This window comes from Microbispora hainanensis, from assembly GCF_006874475.1.
GTDB classification, from domain to species: Bacteria; Actinomycetota; Actinomycetes; order Streptosporangiales; family Streptosporangiaceae; genus Microbispora; species Microbispora hainanensis.
This window is the reverse complement of sequence record NZ_VIRM01000018.1, coordinates 22,287-39,649: the sequence shown is the minus strand read 5'-3', so window position 1 is coordinate 39,649 and position 17,363 is coordinate 22,287. Positions and strand designations below refer to the sequence as shown.

Below are 17,363 nucleotides of genomic sequence, written 5' to 3'. Positions count from 1 at the left end.
GAGGCGGTATGAGTGGATACTTCGGCTCATATGCCGTGGTCGTCGTCCTCTTCCTCGTCGGCATAGCGATCTTCGCGGGCGGCCTGTTCGTGAACCGGATGTTACGTCCCAGCCGGCCGACGCCCGAGAAGCTCACGACGTACGAGTGCGGGGTCGATCCCGTGGGCGTGGGCTGGGCGCAGTCGCAGATCCGCTACTACGTCTTCACGTACCTCTATGTGGTCTTCGCCGTCGACGCCGTGTTCCTCTTCCCCTGGGCCACCGTCTTCGCCGCCCCCGGGTACGGCATGACGACCCTGGTGGAGATGTTCGTCTTCCTCGCGTTCATCGCGCTCGGCATCCTGTACGCCTGGCGCAAGAGGGTGCTGGGCTGGACGTGACCCGACCGGCCCGGGGGAGGACAATGGACGGCATGGCGGTGACCGCATGCCCGTGAACGATCTCCCGATGCCCACGGTGGGGCCGGCGTCCAGGCTGGCGCCCAAGCCGATGAAGTTCGTGCTGAACTGGGGCCGGCGCTACTCGTTGTGGGTCTTCAACTTCGGGCTGGCCTGCTGCGCCATCGAGTTCATCGCCACGTCGATGAGCAGGCACGACTTCATCCGCTTCGGGGTGATCCCGTTCGCCAACGGCCCCCGGCAGGCCGACCTGATGATCGTGTCGGGCACAGTGACCGACAAGATGGCTCCCGCCGTACGCCGGCTGTACGAGCAGATGCCCGACCCCAAGTACGTCATCTCGTTCGGCGCCTGCTCCAACTCGGGCGGGCCCTACTGGGACTCGTACTGCGTCACCAAGGGCGTGGACCAGATCATCCCGGTTGACGTGTACGTCCCCGGGTGCCCGCCCCGCCCCGAGGCGCTGCTCCACGGGATCATGAAGCTCCAGGAGAAGATCGCGGGCGAGACGCTCGAAGACCGCTACCTGCCGGAGGCGGACGCATGAGCGCCCGCGCCGTGCGCGAGCGCTACGGCTCGCGCGTCACCGACTCGTTCGGGCAGGACGTGCTCGACGTGGACCCCGGCGAGTGGATCGACGCGCTGGCGTTCGCGCGCTCGGCCGGGTTCGAGTTCTTCGACTGGCTGACCGCCGTGGACGAGCCGCCCGAGGCGTTCGCCGTCGTGGCCCACGTGTTCGACCCGGTCGCGTTCGCCCACCTGCTCGTACGCACCCGGGTGCCGCGCGCGGACCCCCGCCTGCCGACCGCCACCGGCGTCTTCCGGGGGGCGAACTGGCACGAACGGGAGACATACGAGATGTTCGGCGTGGTCTTCGACGGCCATCCGGACCTGCGTCCGCTGCTGCTGCCGGACGGCTTCGAGGGCCACCCGCTGCGCAAGGACTTCGTGCTGGCCGCCCGGGTCGCCAAGGCCTGGCCCGGGGCCAAGGAACCGGGGGAGTCCGGCCACGGCTCGCCGAGCCGCCGCAGGATGCTGCCGCCGGGGGTGCCACCCGACTGGGCCTCCGGGTGAGAGGGGCGTCATGGCCGAGGTGCTCGACATAGCGGTCCGGCTGGTCGTCGTGGTGGCGGCGTTCCTGCTGCTGCCGCTGATCGTCGGGCAGATGGAGCACAAGGCCATGGCCCACATGCAGTCCCGCCTCGGGCCGATGTACGCCGGCGGTTTCCACGGCTGGGCGCAGCTCCTCGCGGACGGCGTGAAGTTCGCCCAGAAGGAGGACGTCATCCCGGCCGCCGCCGACCGGCGGGTCTTCGCGATCGCCCCCGCGGTGGCGCTCGTGCCGTACCTCGTCGTGATGGTCGTGATCCCGGTCGGCCCCGGGCTTGCGGCCGTGGACCTCGACGCCGGGCTGTTCTTCGTGCTGGCGGTGATGGGCGTCGGCGTGCTCGGCGCGATCATGGCCGGATGGGCCTCGGCCAACAAATACAGCGTGCTCGGCGGCATCCGGGCCGCCGCCCAGCTCATGTCGTACGAGCTGCCGCTGGTGCTCGCCGCCTCCAGCGTGGCGATGGCCGCGGGCACGCTGTCCCTGCAGGGCATCGCCGAGCAGTGGCGCTGGTGGTGGCTGCCCTGGCAGGCGATCGGGGCCTTCGTGTTCTTCGTCGCCGGCCTGGCCGAGCTGCGCCGGCCGCCGTTCGACATGCCGATCGCGGAATCCGAGATCATCATGGGCCCGATGACCGAGTATGCCGGGTTCCGTTTCGCCCTGTTCATGCTGGCCGAGTACGCCGGGATCGTGGTGCTGTCCGCGCTGACGACCGTGCTGTTCCTCGGCGGCTGGCAGGGCCCCCTCCTGCCCGGCCCGGTCTGGACGCTGTTGAAGGTCTTCGCCCTGGCCTTCGTCGTCATATGGGTGCGCGTCAGCTATCCCCGGATGCGCGAGGACCAGCTGCAGAAGTTCGCCTGGGCCGTCCTGGTGCCCCTCGCCCTCCTCCAGCTCGCCCTCACCGGAGTCGTACGGGTCCTTACGGCCTGAGCCCGATCACAACGGACACCTCCACCCCGGCCACCCCGCCGTCGCCTCGTCCTCCCACGCCTGCAACGTCTTGCCCTCGTAGACAGTGTCGCGATGGCTGCTGAGCCATTCGACGAGTTCCGCGCTTCCCCGAACCTTGTCCCGCACGAGCCACGGCTGGTCGCGGAGGTGGGCGTCAGGGATGCGATCGTGGTCCACAAGACACTGGACCACGGCGACGAGCGCCTGGTCACGCCGCTGCACTTCGTCGTCCGGTCTGTGCGGCTCTTCGTCCCTTGTGCAGGCGGACAGGGCGAACGCCATGAACAGGAGAACCACGGTCCCCGCCTTCAAAGCCCTCACTGCTGCATCCTCATCGCTTCCTGCGCGGCCCTGATCCACTGAAGCAGGGTCCTGCCGCCATAGGAGGTCTCTGCGTGATCGCTGAGCCACTCGACGAATTCGGCGTTGGGCGTCAACCTGCCGTTCGTGTACCAAGAGGCGTCACGCGGCGGGTGAAGCGCCCCCGAAGCGATGAGGCCCCGCACCACGGGAACCTCGATCTGCAGAACCTGCTTGCGGAAGGCATCCGCATTGTCTTTGAGTGCGCGCAACGCGTGGTCCGTGTCGAACGACTCGTTCACAACTGGCGCGGAACCCCCTGTCAAAAACTGCGCGATGGTTCCAGGTCCCCATGGATTGCTGAAGCTGAGGGCGCCGAAACCTCCGGCCAAAATCGCGAGAGCTGTCTGGTTTCGCGTCTCCTCTTCGTCACGCAGTTGCTCGTCGGCGAAGTGCCGATCGTTCTGCAGACGCTGCACCATTCCGTACAGACCGGCTATCTCGCTCAGATAATCCGCATCGGATGGATCCTTGATGGTGGCCGCGACGGCGACCGCCACGCGCGCGTTGAGGGTGCCCTTCAGACGGCCGAAGTCCTCTGGCGCCCGCAGCGCCTGAGCGAGCATCGCCTCCAGTTCGCTGTTCCTGACCACGACCGTCCACGGATTGGCGGGATCGTTCTCCTTCGGCAGCGGCTGAGCGGTGAAGTCATGCCCCACGGACTTGGCGAAGTCGGGCAGGTAACGCTCGATGGTGTAGGTCAACGCTTGGCGGATCTGGATAGGCAGCACCGTCTGCGGGTGGAGCTTGGAGAATTCGGCGGTGGCTTGGACGATGTGGACGACGGACCAGGCGGATTCCTTGGCGTCGGCGGAGGTGCCGCGTTCCGCGGACACGGCGGCCTTGAGGAAGGCCGCCGTGGGCGCGGAGAGGTCCACCTGGCCGGTGGGCGGAAGCACGCCGCCCGGGTGTGCGTATGAGCTCAGGAAGGGCCCCGGGTCGTAGCCGGGGGTGTGCCAGGAGTCGCTGACGAGCATCCGGGCGTACTTCAGGCCGGTGGCCTGATCGCCCAGCGCGTGGCGGGCGGCCATGCCGTTCTCTGCGGCTCGCTGGAGGACGGCCCCCACGGCGTCGTACTCCGCCATGAGCCGCTGGTGGCGTGACGCGTCGGCGTCGGTCTCCAGCGGGCCGCGGGCGGGCGGCCAGATCGTCTTTCCGGCGGCGCGGGCGTCGAGCATGGCTCGGGTCAGGTCGGCGAGCAGGCGGGAGTCCCATGACCTGCCCTCGGGGCCGTACTTCACCAGCATGCCGACCGACCAGGGGTCGGAGTTCGCGGCGAGGGCGGCGCGGGTCGCGTCGGGCAGCAACGGGCGGCGGTCCTTGCCCGTGCCTACGCGCATCTGGCCGGCGGCGGCCAGGGACGCCCCGAGCGCCCGCAGCACGCTCACGCTCTCCGCACTGAACAGCGCGCTTCCCGTTCGTTCGTACAACGCACGGGCGGCGCGCAGTGCGAGCGGGCCTGCTCCGGCCCAGAAGGCCGCCTGGTAGTCCTCGTCGGCGAGGTGCCGCTGCAGGCTCTCCGGCAGTCCCAGGAGGGCGGTGCGGGCCTCCTCGGGGTTCTTGGCCGCGAGGGCGGCGGCCAGCGTCTCCGCGTCGCGTTTGCCCTGGTTTCCGCTCTGTCCCGTGGCCTCCCAGTCGAGCCGTACGCTGGGCGGCCGGTCGAAGGCGAGGCCGGGAAGGCCGGGCGCACGGCTCAGCACGCTCCAGCCCTGCTCTCTCGCCAGTTCGTACGCCCTGGTCGTGCGGGCGTCCATATCACGTACGTCGTCGAGCGCGGCGGCGATGAGGCCGGGCAATGAGGTGACCGCGACTTCACTTCCCCATTTCTGCATTTTCTGCTGTATGAGGGGACTATGCCGGGCCAGTAGTTCGTGTAGCTGTTCCAGCCTTTTGGTCAGCTCCTTGAGATTTTCGGGATCGACTCCGACGAAGTCCCCCACGGCGATCCTTCCCGGTGCGGCGGCCTACGAGGCGGCTTTGCGGCGCTCCGCCTCCTCCACACGGGCGATCAGATGCGGCTGCTCGGCGAGCACGGCGTCGAAGAGCCTGGTGAGCTGGGTCTTCCGGGCGTTCCAGCCGGCGGCCCAGCGGTCGGCCGCCGGGCCCTGCCAGGTGTGGTCGCCGAACAAGGCGGGGACGGCGGTGAGCGCCTGGAGGATCTCCCGCACAGAGGTCGCGGCCGCGGCCATGTCCGCCCTGCATTCGACGATCTCGGATGACGTCACCGGCCCTCCCGTCTCTCACGCTGACGCACCGTAAAGCCTAAGGAAACACCGATCGCTCAGCCAGGGATATGCGCGACGACCATCGGGATTACCGAATAACTATGGGAGGAAAATGCCATATTCGGCCAGGTCGGAGGTGAGGTGCGGGGGCAGGGAGGCAGCGGCGGATACGTCCTCGGCCGAGACGAAGCCGCCGACCTGGTCGCGTACGCGCACGATCTGCTCGGCGAGCGCGGGCGTCAGGCCCGGCAGGTTGGTGATCACCGGGGCGGGGGCGTGGTTGACGTCGACCAGGCCGCCGTCGTCGTACTGGCGGGGCAGGTCGGGCCGCCCGATCCGCAGCTCGCGCGCCATGACAGGATCCCGCTCCGCCAGTTCCCTGGCCTGCTGCCGCAGGGCGCGGCGGTGCTGCGCGAGCGCGATCGCCTGCTCGTTGGCGGTCTCGTACGGCGGGACGTCGCCGAAGACCTGTCGCCTGACCGCGAGCGAGTGCACGGTGCCGATCAGCCAGGGACCGAGCATACAGAAGATCATGAAGAGGGACACCAGAGCCGGCTCCTGCGTGTCCTCGTACAGCTCGACCAGGTAGATCCAGGCGCCGGTGGCCGTGGCGTATCCGGCCGCGGCGGCTCCGTACCCCCAGCTGCGCCTGCGGATGGCGGCGTACAGCATGCTGAAGGGGGCGCCGAAGCCGCAGGTGTAGAGCGGGGCGAGCGCCCACAGGTAGCTGGGGGCGCTGGAAGGCCGCTGCACGGGCGGCGGTGGGGACGGCGGCGTCGGCGGCATCGGTGGTGGAGGGGGCGGCGGCACGGGCGAGTGCGCGTGCGGCTGTGCGGGTGGCGGCACGTGTGGCTGCGCGGGCGGCGCCGGGTGGGCGCCGTGAGGGCCCGGCCACTGCTGCCCGTACGGTCCCGGCCCCCGCTGCCGGTGCGGGTTCTGCGGCTCCTGGCCCTGTGGTCCCTGTCCGTGCGGTCCCTGGGGCCGGTACGGCGGTCCTTGCGGCCCCTGTGGTCCGTGCTGTGGTCCGTGCTGTGGTCCGTGCTGTGGCCCATGCTGTGGTCCGTGCTGCGGCCCGTGTGGTCCTTGCGGTCCGGGCGGGTAACCTCCCGGCCCCCCATAGCCGTTCATGGTCCAGACGATACGTATTTGTCGGTGTCTGCGCTGCCCCCTTCGCCCCACATCCTGTGGACAACCCTGGGGATGACGGTGTGGACGATGTGGAAAACAGCCCGGATGGAGTCACACGTTCACTCGCCGCCGATAGTGCGCGATGATGAGCAGGTGGCGCACATACCAGGAGAAGGGTTGGCCAAGGGTTTGGCCGTGACCATGCGGCACATGCTGCGGAAGTCCGAGACGCAGCAGTACCCGGAGGTCCACCCCGACCTGCCCGCCCGCAGCCGGGGCGTGATCGCCCTGGTCGAGGAGAACTGCACCGTCTGCATGCTCTGCGCCCGCGAGTGCCCCGACTGGTGCATCTACATCGACTCCCACAAGGAGACCCTGCCGGCGCCCGAGGGCGGCCGCCCGCGCGCCCGCAACGTGCTCGACCGCTTCGCGATCGACTTCTCGCTGTGCATGTACTGCGGCATCTGCATCGAGGTGTGCCCCTTCGACGCGCTGTTCTGGTCGCCCGAGTTCGAGTACGCCGAGTACGACATTCGCGATCTTCTCCACGAGAAGGACAGGCTGGGCGAATGGGCGGCCACCGTGCCGCCGCCACCGGCCCACGAGGTCGGCGCCGAGCCGCCGAAGGAACTGTCGGCCGCGTCCCGCCCGGCGCCGGCCCGCCGTACGGCACCGCCCGCGCCGGCGAACAGACCTGCCGCGGGCGCGTCCGCGGCTCAGGAGGCCGAGAGAGAACCGGCGGCGGAGCCCGCGAAGAGTGCGGAGGGTCGCCCGCGTCGTGAGCCGCCCCGAGCCATGCGCGACATCCGCTCCATCCGGCCGCCGGGCTCGCTGCCCAAGAAGAACGGCCCGTCGTCACCGGAGAAGAAGGACGGGCCCGAGGGGGAGCGATGACCTCCCAGGCGCCGGGGTTGTGGCCGCCCTCGGGGCCTGAGATCGTCTTCCTGCTGCTCGGCGCCGTCGCCGTCGGCTCCGCCCTGCTGGTCGTCACGACCAGGCAGCTCGTCCACGCGGCGCTGTGGCTGGTCGTCTGCTTCGGCGCGCTCGCGGGCGGCTACCTGGTGCTGACCGCCGAGTTCGTCGCCTGGGTGCAGGTGCTCATCTACGTGGGCGCGGTCGTGGTGCTGCTGCTGTTCGGGATCATGCTGACCCGCGCGCCCATCGGGCCCTCGGCGGGCCTCGACTCCGGCAACCGGTGGGCCGCCGCGCTCGTCGCCGTCGCGACCGCCGCCGTCCTCGTCACCGTGGTGATCACCGGCTTCCGCTCGGCGTACGCGCCGCTCCAGCCCGGGCAGGGGGCGGCCGAACCCCTGGGAGCGAGCGTCTTCCGCACCTGGGTGCTGCCGTTCGAGGCGCTGTCGGTGCTCCTGCTCGCCGCGCTGATCGGCGCGATCGTCCTGTCCCGTACGGACATCAGGGGGCGGGAATGACCCGGTTATCGGCCTTATCGAGCAGCCTGACGGCCCGGAGGCGGTGAGCGAGGTGCACGTCGTCTACCCGGTGGTGATCTCCGCCCTGTTGTTCTCCATCGGTGTGTACGGCGTGCTGGCCCGGCGCAACGCGATCCTCGTGCTGATGTCGGTCGAGCTGATGCTCAACGCGGTCAACCTCAACCTGGTGGCCTTCGACGTCTGGCTCAGGGACCGCCTGCACGGCGGACAGGTGCTGACGCTGTTCGTCATCGTGATCGCCGCGGCCGAGCTGGGTCTGGGGCTGGCGATCGTGCTGGCCGTCTTCCGTACACGCCGGACCGTCGACGTCGACCGGTTGCGGGCGCTCGCCGAAGTCGTACGCGCACCCGGCTCGGGGCGTCTGGACGGGGAGGACGCCTTGTGATCGCCGTGGTCGCTCTGATCGTGCTGCTGCCGTTCGCCGCCGCCGCCGCGGGGCTGCTGGCGACCCGTCTCGGCACGCGGAACCTGGGCCCCCGCGCGGAACGGGTGGCGTACCGGCGGGCGGCGTGGTTCGCGATCGTTCCGGGCGGGGTGTCGGCGGCGCTGACGGTGTGGCTGGCCGCCTCGCTGGCGGGGGGAGCGGGCACGTCGGAAGGGCGCTTCTGGTCGGAGCTGCTCCCCGGCCGGGTCGAGGGCACGCTGACAGTGGTCGAGACGGGGTCGGTGCCGATCTCCCTGACTCTGCGGGACGACGGATTGTCAGTGCTCACGGGCATCCTGGTCGTCGTGGTCGCGCTGGCGGTGCAGGTCTACTCGGTCGGGTACATGCGGGACGAACCCCGCTACCCGTCCTACAGCGCGTTCGTCAGCCTGTTCACCAGCGCCATGCTGCTGGTCGTCTACGCGGGGGATCTGATCGTCCTCTACGCCGGCTGGGAGATCATGGGGCTGTGCTCCTACCTGCTCATCGGGCACTGGTGGGAAGACCGGGCCAACTCCCGGGCGGCGGTGAAGGCGTTCCTGGTCACCCGGCTCGGCGACGTCGGCTTCCTGTTCGGGATCTTCGTCCTCGGCACGGCGGCGGGCGGCTTCCGGATCGACGACGTGCTGCGCGCCGACATTCCCCAGGGCACGCTGATCGCCGCGACGCTGCTGCTGCTCGCCGGGGTCGCGGGCAAGAGCGCGCAGGTGCCGCTGCATACCTGGCTGCCCGACGCGATGGCCGGTCCCACCCCGATCAGCGCGCTCATCCACGCGGCCACGATGGTGGCGGCCGGGATCTTCGTCGTCGCCCGGCTCTATCCCGCCTTCCTCGCGGCGCCGCCCACGCTCGACGTGCTGGGCGTGGTCGCCGCCGTCGGCATGCTGGGCGCCGCCCTCGCCGCGCTCGCACAGGACGACCTCAAGCGCGTGCTGGCTTATTCGACGATCAGCCAGCTCGCCTACATGGGGGCGGCGCTGGCCGCCGGGTCCGACCTGGCGGCGATGTTCCACCTGGTGTCGCACGGCGCGTTCAAGGCCCTGCTGTTCCTCTGCGCGGGCCTGGTGATCCACCACGTCGGGTCGAACCTGATCAGCCACATGGGCGGGCTGCGCCGCGCTCTTCCCATCACGTTCTGGACGATGACCATCGGGTTCGCCGCGCTCGCCGGGCTGCCGCCCGCGAGCGGGTTCTTCAGCAAGGACGCCGTGCTCTCGGCCGTCGAGCACGGGACGGGGCCGGCCCAGCCGTTCGTGTACGCGTCGGCGCTGCTGACCGTGGGGGTGACCGGGGCGTACGCCGCCCGGGCCTGGCTGCGCACGTTCTTCGGTCCCGCCCGGGTCGAGCCGCTCGCGGAGCCGCCGCCCGGTGTCGCCCACGTCTTCGACGGCCGGGAGGCGCCCCGGTCGATGCTGTGGCCGGCCGGCGTGCTGGCCGTGCCCGCCCTGCTGCTCGGCCTCGCCGGATCGGCGGCCGGGTCGGCGGCCGGAGTAAAGGTCGAGTGGGGGCCGGCGGCTGTCAGCCTCGCCGTCGCGCTGCTCGGCGCCGGGATCGTGTACGCCCTGTGGCGCTCCGCGCCGGAGCAGGATCCGGCCCGGCTGCTCGGGCCGTTCCGGGTGCCGTGCGAGCGGGCCTTCTACGTGGACGCCGCGTACGCGGCGCTGGTCGCCCGGCCCGTCCTGCGCCTGGCCAGGGCGGTGGTCCGTACGGACGCGCGGGTGGTGGACGGCGCGGTCCGCGGTTCCGGCCGGGCGACGCTCGGCCTTTCCGGCCTGGTGCGGCTTGCCCAGAACGGCAACGCGCAGCTCTATGTCACCGGCCTGTTCGCCGGGCTCGTACTGATCGCGGTCGCGGCGGTGGTGCTGACATGACGGGTTCGAAACAGTGACGCGCGGGTCCCAAATGGCGGCGCGTGGCTTTCCCGCAGTGGCATGTGGTCTCTCCGCGGCGGTGCCTGGTTTCTTCGCGGTGGTGCCGGGGTTTCCCACAGTGGTGTCGGCGTTCCCCGCGGTGGTGCCGGGGTTCCCCACAGTGGCGCGTGGCTTCCTCGCGGTGGTCACCCCGGTGGCGCTGGTGGTGACGCGGTGGTGACGACGTGAGCTGGTTGCCGATCGCACTCGTGGCCGTTCCACTGCTGGGGGCCCTCGCCGCCTTCGTCCCGGCCGTACGCGACAGTGCGGTGGCCTGGGGGATCGCCGTCTCGGCGGCGGTGCTGGTCCTCGCCGTCGCGCTCGCCGCGGTCTTCGACTACGCCCGCCCCGCCGAGATGCAACTGCAGACCGATCAGCCCTGGATCCCCGGCCTCGGCCTGCGGTTCCACCTGGGCGTGGACGGCGTCTCGCTGCCGCTCGTCGTGCTGACCGCGCTGCTCACGTTCCTGTGCTTCGTCCACCTCGCGGGGCATCCGCCTGAGGGTGGCCGGACGGGTGGGCTGGTCGTCACGCTGCTCGTGCTCGAAGTCGGCATGCTCGGCACGTTCCTCGCCCTCGACCTGCTGCTGTTCTTCGTGTTCTTCGAGGTCGTGCTGGTCCCGATGTATTTCGTGATCGCCCTGTGGGGCGGCGCGGGCCGGCGGCAGGCGGCCGTGAAGTTCATCCTCTACACGCTGCTCGGCTCCGCGGTCCTGCTCATCGGCCTGCTCGTCGTCTGGACCCAGGCCGGCACGCTCGACATGGTCGCGCTGGCCGGTCGGCACGGCTCGGGCATCGCCCGGTCGGCCCAGATCCTCGCGTTCCTCGCCATCGGTCTCGGCCTGGCGGTGAAGACGCCCATGTGGCCGCTGCACACCTGGCTGCCCGACGCGCACACCGAGGCGCCCACCGTGGGCTCGGTCCTGCTCGCGGGCGTGCTGCTCAAGATGGGTTCGTACGGCTTCGCCAGAATCGCGATCCCGGTGCTCCCCGAGGGGGCGGCGGCCCTGGCTCCCTGGCTCGGCGCGTTCGCCGTGGCCGGCATCGCGTACGGATCGCTCGCCTGCCTCGCCCAGCGTGATCTCAAACGGATGATCGCCTACTCGTCCGTCGGCCACATGGGCTTCGTGCTGCTCGGGTTCGCCTCGCTCACGCCGGTGGGCCTGAACGGCGCCCTGTTCGCCAACGTCGCCCACGGGCTGATCACCGGCCTGCTGTTCTTCCTTGCCGGAGCCGTCAAGGAGCGCTACGGCACGGCCGACATGGTCCGGCTGGGCGGCGGGATGCTGCGCCGCCTGCCGTACGTCGGGTCGCTGCTGACCTTCGCCTGCGTCGCCTCGCTGGGCCTGCCCGGCCTCGCCGGGTTCTGGGGGGAGATGCTCGCGCTGCTCGGCGCGTACCGGCCGGCAGCGGCGCTCTCCCGGCCGCTGTTCCTCGTGTTCATGGCCGTCGGAGGGCTCGGCACGGTGCTCACCGCGGCCTACTTCCTGCTCATGCTCTCGCGGGTGACGCATGGCCGGGCGGTCGAAACCGTCTCGCCCGCCGGGCCACCAGAACCCGCCGCGTCTCTCGAACCCGCCGCGCCTCTCGAACCCCTGCCTCTCGAACCCGCCCTGCCTCTCGAACCCGCCGCGTCTCTCGAACCGGTGCCTCTCGAACCGGTGCGGCCGGGTGCGACGGGTGCCGCCGGGGCGGCGGTCGGGGCGGCCGTCGGGGTGGGCACTCGAGAGGGGGCGGAGCCGGGCCGGGGGCGGCGGCCCTTCCGGGACGCCACGGCCCACGAACTGGCGGCATGGCTTCCGCTGGTGGCGCTGATCGTGCTGTTCGGCCTGTGGCCGAAGGCTCTGCTCGCCGTCACCACGCCCGCCGTGCAGTCGCTCCTCGGATCGGGGGTGGCGCCATGACGGGCGGCGGCGTGATCCAGTCCATCGACTACGCCGCCGTGGCGGCGCCGCTGGTCCTCGCGCTGGTGGCCGGGCTCGTGCTGCTGCTCGACGCGTTCCTGCCCGCCCGCCCCGGCGGGGCGCGGCTGCTTGGTCTCGTCACACTCGGCGGCCTGATGGCCGCCCTGTCGGTCGTGGCCGTCCAGGCCGCGAGCGGCGGCACCCGGCGCACGTTCTGCGTCCCCGCCTCACTCGGCGGAGCCTCCGCTCCGGGCCAGGCCGCAACGGGTCAGGCCGCCACGGGCCGGGCCGTCGCGGCGTCGTGTTCGTTCGTCGCCGACCGCTTCTCCCTGGTCATCGCGGCGGTCGTACTGGCCGCCGGGGTGATCGTCGTGCTGCTGTCGATGACGGAGATCGCCACGTCACGCGACGCCGGGCCTGATGACCGCGGCCGGATCCCGGCGGGGGAGTGGTATTTCCTGCTCCTGGCCACGCTGACCGGGGCGGTGCTGCTGCCGGCCTCCCGTGACCTCATCATGCTGGTCGTGTCGCTGGAGCTGGTCTCACTGCCGGTCTTCGCGCTGACCGCGCTCCGACGCCATGACTGCCGCGCCGCCGAGGCGGCCCTCAAGCTCTTCCTGGTCTCGGTGGTCTCCACCGCGATCACGCTGTTCGGCGTCTCGCTGCTCTACGGGGTGACCGGCTCGGTCCACCTCGACCGGATCGACGCCGCGCTGCGGACGTCGGACGGCATGACCGGGGGCACCGCCGGGGCCACCGCCGGAGACATGGCCCGGGTCACGGTGGTGGCGATCGTGCTGGTGGCCGCGGGCTTCGCGTTCAAGATCGCCGCGGTGCCGTTCCACTTCTGGGCGGGGGACGTCTACCAGGGCGCCCCGGTCCCGGTCGCGGCGCTGCTGTCGGTGGTGTCGAAGGCGTCGGGCTTCGCCGGGCTGATCCTGCTGCTGACGTACGCGCTGCCGGGAAAGGCGGCGGTGTGGGCGCCGGGAGTGGCGGTCGTCGCCGCGCTGACGATGACGGCGGGCAACGTCCTCGCGATGCGGCAGCGCGCCGCCGTCCGGCTGCTGGCCTGGTCGTCGGTGGCGCAGTCGGGCTACATCCTCGCGCCGCTGGCGGTCTACGCCGTGGCCCCCCGTGCGGCGGTCGGCGCGTCGGTCGCCTATCTCGTCTTCTACGCGGCGATGAACCTGATCGCCTTCTCCGTGGTCCTGCTGGTGGCGCGGCTGCCCGAAGGCCAGGACCTGGAGGCATATCGGGGGCTGGCGCTGCGGAGCCCGGCCGCCGGGCTGTCCCTCGCCTTCGCCCTCGTCTGCCTGGCCGGGCTGCCGCCCGGGCTCGCCGGCCTGTTCGCGAAGATCGTCGTCTTCCGGGCCGTGGTGGACGGCGGGCTCGGCTGGCTGGCCCTCGTGATGGCGGCCAACACGGTGGCGGGGCTCTACTACTACATCTCCTGGACGGCCCGGCTGTTCGCGCCGCCCGCGGCGGGCGAGAGCCGTACGGTCTCGGCGCGGGCGGCGGCGGGGGTCGCCGTCGCCGTCACGGTCGCCGTCACCGTGGTCTTCTCCGTCGCCCCGCAGGTGGTGCTGTCCGTCTCAGGGTGAGGCGTGTCACGGGGAACGTTCGTCCTGGCCATGCGCGTTGGTAGGGCTGGACGCCCGAGCCGGACGTTCCGGCCGGACACACAGCGCTGGACTCACCGCGCTGGACTCACCGCGCTGGACTCACCGCGCCGGATGCCGGAGCTGGACGTCCGAGCCGGCCACACCGAACCGGGAGGAGGAGGCGTGCATCACAACCGCCTGCGCACCGCGGTCCTGCTGGGGACGCTGTCCGCGTCGCTCCTGGTCATCGGGGCCTGGCTGGGAGGCGGCATGGGCGCCCGGATCGCGGTCGTGGCCGCCCTCGCGGTCTGTGGCGTCGCCTACTTCTGCGCCGACAGGATCGCGCTGTCGGCCATGCGGGCCCGGCCCGTGGCGGAGGTGGAACAGCCGGCCCTCTACCGCGTCGTCCGCGAGCTGTGCACCGAGGCCCGCGCGCCGATGCCCCGCCTGTACGTGTCGCCGACGATGCAGCCCAACGCGTTCGCGACCGGGCGCAACCCGCGTGACGGGGTGGTGTGCGTGACACACGGCCTTCTCGGGCTGCTGGACGAGCGCGAGCTCAAGGGTGTGCTCGGCCACGAGCTGTCGCACATCCACAATCGCGACATCCTGATCTCATCGGTCGCGGGCGCGCTCGCGACGATGATCACCTACTTCGGGTACGTCGGCCTGTTCTTCGGGTCCGACGACGACGAAGGCCCGGGGTTCCTCGGCGCCATCCTCGTGATGATCCTCGGCCCGGTCGCGGCCACGATGATCCAGATGGCGATCGCACGCTCACGGGAGTTCGCGGCCGACGACGCGGGCGCACGGCTGACCGGCGACCCGCTGGCCCTCGCCTCCGCGCTGCGCAAGATCGAGATGGAGGTCCGGAGGCTGCCGCTCCCGGAGAACGGCAGGCTCGCCTCCGCCGGCCACATGATGATCGTCAATCCGTTCCGGGGCACCCGGATCGGCCGGCTGTTCGCCACCCACCCGCCGGTCGCCGCGCGGATCGCACGTCTGGAGCGGATGGCCGGCTACCGCCGGTGACACGAGCAAGCCATCCGTGACGCCGGGTGGCGCCGCGAGCTCGCAGGGCTCGGCAGGGCGGACCGGACGGTGGCGGGACGACGCCGTGGCGGTGGAGACACACCATGCGACGCCGACGTTCCGTCCCCAGGGGGCCACGTCAAGATCTCTACACATTTGGTGGGGAAAGGGATGGAAGATCCGGCGTTCCGTGGTGTTTACTACATCTATCCATTTGGGGCTGACTGGTAGACAAACCAGGTCACAGGGAAGGCGCGCCATGGCAGAAACGGACGAGCGCGGCGTCCACACCCGCCGGGGATTCCTCAGGACGACGATCACCGGTATGACCATGCTCACGGCCGCGGCGCTGCTGGAGGCCTGCGGCGCCGCGCCGTCTCCGTCGGCCGGCTCGAAGGCGTCGAGCGGAAGCGCCGCCGCCGGTACGGACACCGGCAAGGAGATCGAGGTGCTCCGGGTGTCGCTTCCCGGCTCGCTGTCGAACCTGTATCCCGGGCAGGAGTCGGGCATTCTCAACTACTACGTCGCCGGGATCTGCATGGAGGGGCTCGTCGGCGTCGACACCACGGGGAAAATCGTTCCCGCCCTGGCATCGGGCTTCGAGCGGACGTCGCCCACCACCTACGTCTACCGGCTCCGTCCGGACGCCCGGTTCCACGACGGCACCCCGGTGACCGCCGATGACGTGCTGCACTCGATCGAGATGGCGAGGGACGCCAAGGTCTCGCCCGCCACGGCCGCCTACTGGGCCAACCTGAGGAAGGCCGAGAAGACCGGTGAGGCCGAGATCACCCTGACCGCCAAGGCCGCCGACGAGGCCTTCGCCTGGCTGCCGTCCAACGCCGACGCCCTGTGGATCGCCCCCAAGGCCGCGTGGGAGCGCGCGAAGAGCGGGTTCGGCACCCCGCAGTCGCTCCCCGTCGGGTCCGGGCCGTACACGGTGACCGGGTTCGTCCCCGACTCCTACGTCGAGTTCTCCCGGGCGGACACCTGGCACGGAACCCGGCCGAAGATCGCGAAGATCCGGTTCGAGTTCGTGCCGGACGACAACACGCGCCTGCTGGCGTGGCAGGCCGGCAAAGCCGACATGGCCCTCAACGTGCCGCTGGCCCAGTCGCGTCAGTGGGAGAGCGCCTCCGCCACCCGGGTGGTCTACGCGCCCGATCGCTCCTACGCCGGGCTGACTTTCAACACGAAGGCCGCGCCGTTCGACGACGTGCACGTCCGCAGGGCGGTCGCCCATGCGGTGAACCGCCAGGCGATCGTCGACAAGATCCTGCGCGGGCACGGTCAGGTCGCCACGGCGATGTCCACGCCCGAGCAGTTCGGCGGGCTCTGGACGCCGCAGGAGGCGACGCGGCGGCTCGCCGCCGTCCCCCAGTACCCGTACGACCTGGAGAAGGCGAAGCAGGAGCTGGCGCAGTCGAAGGTGCCGAACGGGTTCGGTGCGAGCCTGTCCTACCCGAACACCGGCCCGCACCTGGGGACGGCCGCGCAGGCGTTCGCCGCCGACCTGAAGAAGATCGGTATCACGCTTGAGGTGAAGGAACTGCCGATCGAGCAGTGGCTGGCGGAGCTCAACGAGTTCCCGCCGCTGAGCTACATGTGGTACTTCAACACCACCGGCGACCCCGGCGAGCTCGCGACCTGGTTCCTCGGCGAGGCCAACCCCGCCAAGTACGTCAACGACGCGATCGCCACCACGATGGCGAAGGCCGCCGCCGAGGCCGACCCGGCGAAGAGGGCCGGGCTGCTGATCGAGGCCCAGACCGCGCAGGCCGCCGACCTCGCGTACCTGCCGCTTTGGTGGGGCCAGGCGGCGACCGCGTTCGGCAGCACGATCGGCGTCAGGGACTACACCTCCTACACCCTGCTGGCGGACTGGCCGCAGCAGGTCTACGCGGCGAAGTGAACGGCACCGTTCTCGCCTTCGCGCTGCGCCGGGCCGCCGCCACGCTCGCGCTGCTGCTCGCGCTGTCGCTGCTGGTCTTCGCGCTGCTGTATCTCGCCCCCGGTGACGTCGCCCGCAACCTGCTGGGCACCCGTAACGTCACGCCGGAGGCCCTGGCCGGGATCCGCGAGCTGCACCACCTGGACGAGCCGTTCCTCGCGCAGTACTGGTGGTGGCTGTCCCACGCGATGACCGGCGACTTCGGCACGTCCATCCGCACGGGAGGGCAGGTCGGGCCGCTGCTGCTCGACCGGACCGGCATCACGGCGGCCACGGCCGGGCTGGCGTTCCTGCTGTCGGTCCTGGCCGGCGTCCCGGCCGGGATCGCCGCCGCCCTACGGCGCGGGCGGCCGCTCGACCGGATGCTCGTGGCGGCCTCGGTCGTCGGCGTCAGCGCGCCCGGCTTCGCGGTCGGCCTGATCCTGCTGTACGTCTTCGCCCTGGGACTGGGCTGGTTCCCCGTCTACGGCACCGGCGAGGGGTTCCTCGACGCCCTCTGGCATCTCGTCCTCCCGGCGGTGGCGCTGGCGTTCGGGCTCGGCGCCTTCGTCGTGAAGCTGACCAGGGCGGCGGTCATCCGGGAGCTGGACCAGGACTACGTGACGTTCGCCCGGGGACGCGGCCTGTCCGAGCGGCGGGTGCTGCGCCTCGTGCTGCGCAACGCGGCGATCCCCATCGTGACCAGCCTCGGCCTCATGGTGGCCTACCTGTTCGGCGGGACCGTGCTGATCGAGGTCACCTTCGCGCTGCCCGGCCTCGGCTCGCTGATGGAGGAGTCGGTGCTGTTCAAGGACATCCCGGTGGTGCAGGCGCTGACGCTCGTCGTCGCGCTGGTCGTGTCGGCGACCGCGCTCGCCGTGGACCTGTCGTACCTCGCGATCGACCCGCGCGTACGGGCCAGAGCGGTGCGGCGATGAGAC

Annotated in this window: 18 protein-coding genes; 14 read left to right on the top strand and 4 right to left on the bottom strand. The window is 71.0% G+C overall.

All coding sequences use genetic code 11. From position 1 onward, the window contains the following. The first annotated feature begins 8 nt into the window (after positions 1–8). The 4 genes from FLX08_RS16615 to nuoH are packed head-to-tail and all read left to right on the top strand — an operon-like array spanning position 9 to position 2,436. Complete coding sequence (locus FLX08_RS16615) at positions 9–380, top strand: NADH-quinone oxidoreductase subunit A (RefSeq protein ID WP_142619763.1); 372 nt, start codon at positions 9–11, stop codon at positions 378–380. Between the two features lie 46 nt (positions 381–426). Beyond that, positions 427–945, top strand: coding sequence for an NADH-quinone oxidoreductase subunit B (locus FLX08_RS16610; protein ID WP_142619762.1), 519 nt, complete (start codon positions 427–429; stop codon positions 943–945). Next, entirely contained in the window at positions 942–1,472 is a 531-nt protein-coding gene (locus FLX08_RS16605; protein ID WP_142619761.1) for an NADH-quinone oxidoreductase subunit C, read from the top strand. Before FLX08_RS16610 ends, FLX08_RS16605 begins: the two co-directional genes overlap by 4 nt. A 10-nt stretch (positions 1,473–1,482) precedes the next feature. After that, entirely contained in the window at positions 1,483–2,436 is a 954-nt protein-coding gene (nuoH, locus tag FLX08_RS16600) for an NADH-quinone oxidoreductase subunit NuoH (RefSeq protein WP_142619760.1), read from the top strand. Positions 2,437–2,442: 6 nt separating this feature from the next. Here nuoH and FLX08_RS16595 read toward each other — a convergent pair whose 3' ends face one another. The 4 genes from FLX08_RS16595 to FLX08_RS16580 all read right to left on the bottom strand — a co-directional run bounded on the left by FLX08_RS16595 (position 2,443) and on the right by FLX08_RS16580 (position 5,795). Next, complete coding sequence (locus FLX08_RS16595) at positions 2,443–2,778, bottom strand: hypothetical protein (RefSeq protein WP_142619759.1); 336 nt, start codon at positions 2,776–2,778, stop codon at positions 2,443–2,445. Further along, entirely contained in the window at positions 2,775–4,649 is a 1,875-nt protein-coding gene (locus FLX08_RS16590) for a hypothetical protein (protein WP_142619758.1), read from the bottom strand. Before FLX08_RS16590 ends, FLX08_RS16595 begins: the two co-directional genes overlap by 4 nt. Positions 4,650–4,781: 132 nt before the next feature. Continuing rightward, complete coding sequence (locus FLX08_RS16585) at positions 4,782–5,042, bottom strand: hypothetical protein (protein ID WP_142619757.1); 261 nt, start codon at positions 5,040–5,042, stop codon at positions 4,782–4,784. 99 nt (positions 5,043–5,141) lie between these two features. Next, a complete protein-coding gene (locus FLX08_RS16580; RefSeq protein ID WP_244312690.1) occupies positions 5,142–5,795 on the bottom strand; it encodes a ComEA family DNA-binding protein in 654 nt (217 codons plus the stop codon). Positions 5,796–6,380: 585 nt separating this feature from the next. Here FLX08_RS16580 and FLX08_RS16570 point away from each other — a divergent pair. The 10 genes from FLX08_RS16570 (at position 6,381) to FLX08_RS16530 (ending at position 17,360) form a co-directional block, all read left to right on the top strand. Beyond that, positions 6,381–7,064: a 4Fe-4S binding protein gene (locus FLX08_RS16570; protein WP_208761505.1), complete on the top strand. Its 684-nt coding sequence runs from the start codon at positions 6,381–6,383 to the stop codon at positions 7,062–7,064. Further along, on the top strand, positions 7,061–7,600 hold the full coding sequence (locus FLX08_RS16565; protein ID WP_142619755.1) for an NADH-quinone oxidoreductase subunit J family protein: 540 nt from the start codon (positions 7,061–7,063) through the stop codon (positions 7,598–7,600). The genes FLX08_RS16570 and FLX08_RS16565 overlap by 4 nt, the downstream gene beginning before the upstream one ends. A gap of 52 nt (positions 7,601–7,652) precedes the next feature. Next, positions 7,653–8,006 carry an NADH-quinone oxidoreductase subunit NuoK gene (gene nuoK, locus FLX08_RS16560; RefSeq protein ID WP_142619861.1) on the top strand — a complete coding sequence of 118 codons (354 nt, stop codon included), beginning with the start codon at positions 7,653–7,655 and terminating at the stop codon, positions 8,004–8,006. Then, complete coding sequence (locus FLX08_RS16555; protein WP_142619754.1) at positions 8,003–9,916, top strand: NADH-quinone oxidoreductase subunit 5 family protein; 1,914 nt, start codon at positions 8,003–8,005, stop codon at positions 9,914–9,916. The genes nuoK and FLX08_RS16555 overlap by 4 nt, the downstream gene beginning before the upstream one ends. 79 nt (positions 9,917–9,995) lie before the next feature. Continuing rightward, positions 9,996–10,136, top strand: a complete 141-nt coding sequence (locus FLX08_RS40670; RefSeq protein WP_167530451.1) for a hypothetical protein — start codon at positions 9,996–9,998, stop codon at positions 10,134–10,136. Between the two features lie 4 nt (positions 10,137–10,140). Then, positions 10,141–11,859 carry a complex I subunit 4 family protein gene (locus tag FLX08_RS16550; protein ID WP_142619753.1) on the top strand — a complete coding sequence of 573 codons (1,719 nt, stop codon included), beginning with the start codon at positions 10,141–10,143 and terminating at the stop codon, positions 11,857–11,859. Beyond that, positions 11,856–13,460 carry an NADH-quinone oxidoreductase subunit N gene (locus FLX08_RS16545; RefSeq protein WP_142619752.1) on the top strand — a complete coding sequence of 535 codons (1,605 nt, stop codon included), beginning with the start codon at positions 11,856–11,858 and terminating at the stop codon, positions 13,458–13,460. The genes FLX08_RS16550 and FLX08_RS16545 overlap by 4 nt, the downstream gene beginning before the upstream one ends. 183 nt (positions 13,461–13,643) lie before the next feature. After that, a complete protein-coding gene (locus tag FLX08_RS16540) occupies positions 13,644–14,492 on the top strand; it encodes a M48 family metalloprotease (protein ID WP_142619751.1) in 849 nt (282 codons plus the stop codon). A gap of 259 nt (positions 14,493–14,751) precedes the next feature. After that, positions 14,752–16,404 carry an ABC transporter substrate-binding protein gene (locus FLX08_RS16535; RefSeq protein ID WP_142619750.1) on the top strand — a complete coding sequence of 551 codons (1,653 nt, stop codon included), beginning with the start codon at positions 14,752–14,754 and terminating at the stop codon, positions 16,402–16,404. Continuing rightward, positions 16,401–17,360, top strand: a complete 960-nt coding sequence (locus FLX08_RS16530) for an ABC transporter permease (RefSeq protein WP_167530450.1) — start codon at positions 16,401–16,403, stop codon at positions 17,358–17,360. Before FLX08_RS16535 ends, FLX08_RS16530 begins: the two co-directional genes overlap by 4 nt. Positions 17,361–17,363 lie beyond the last annotated feature (3 nt).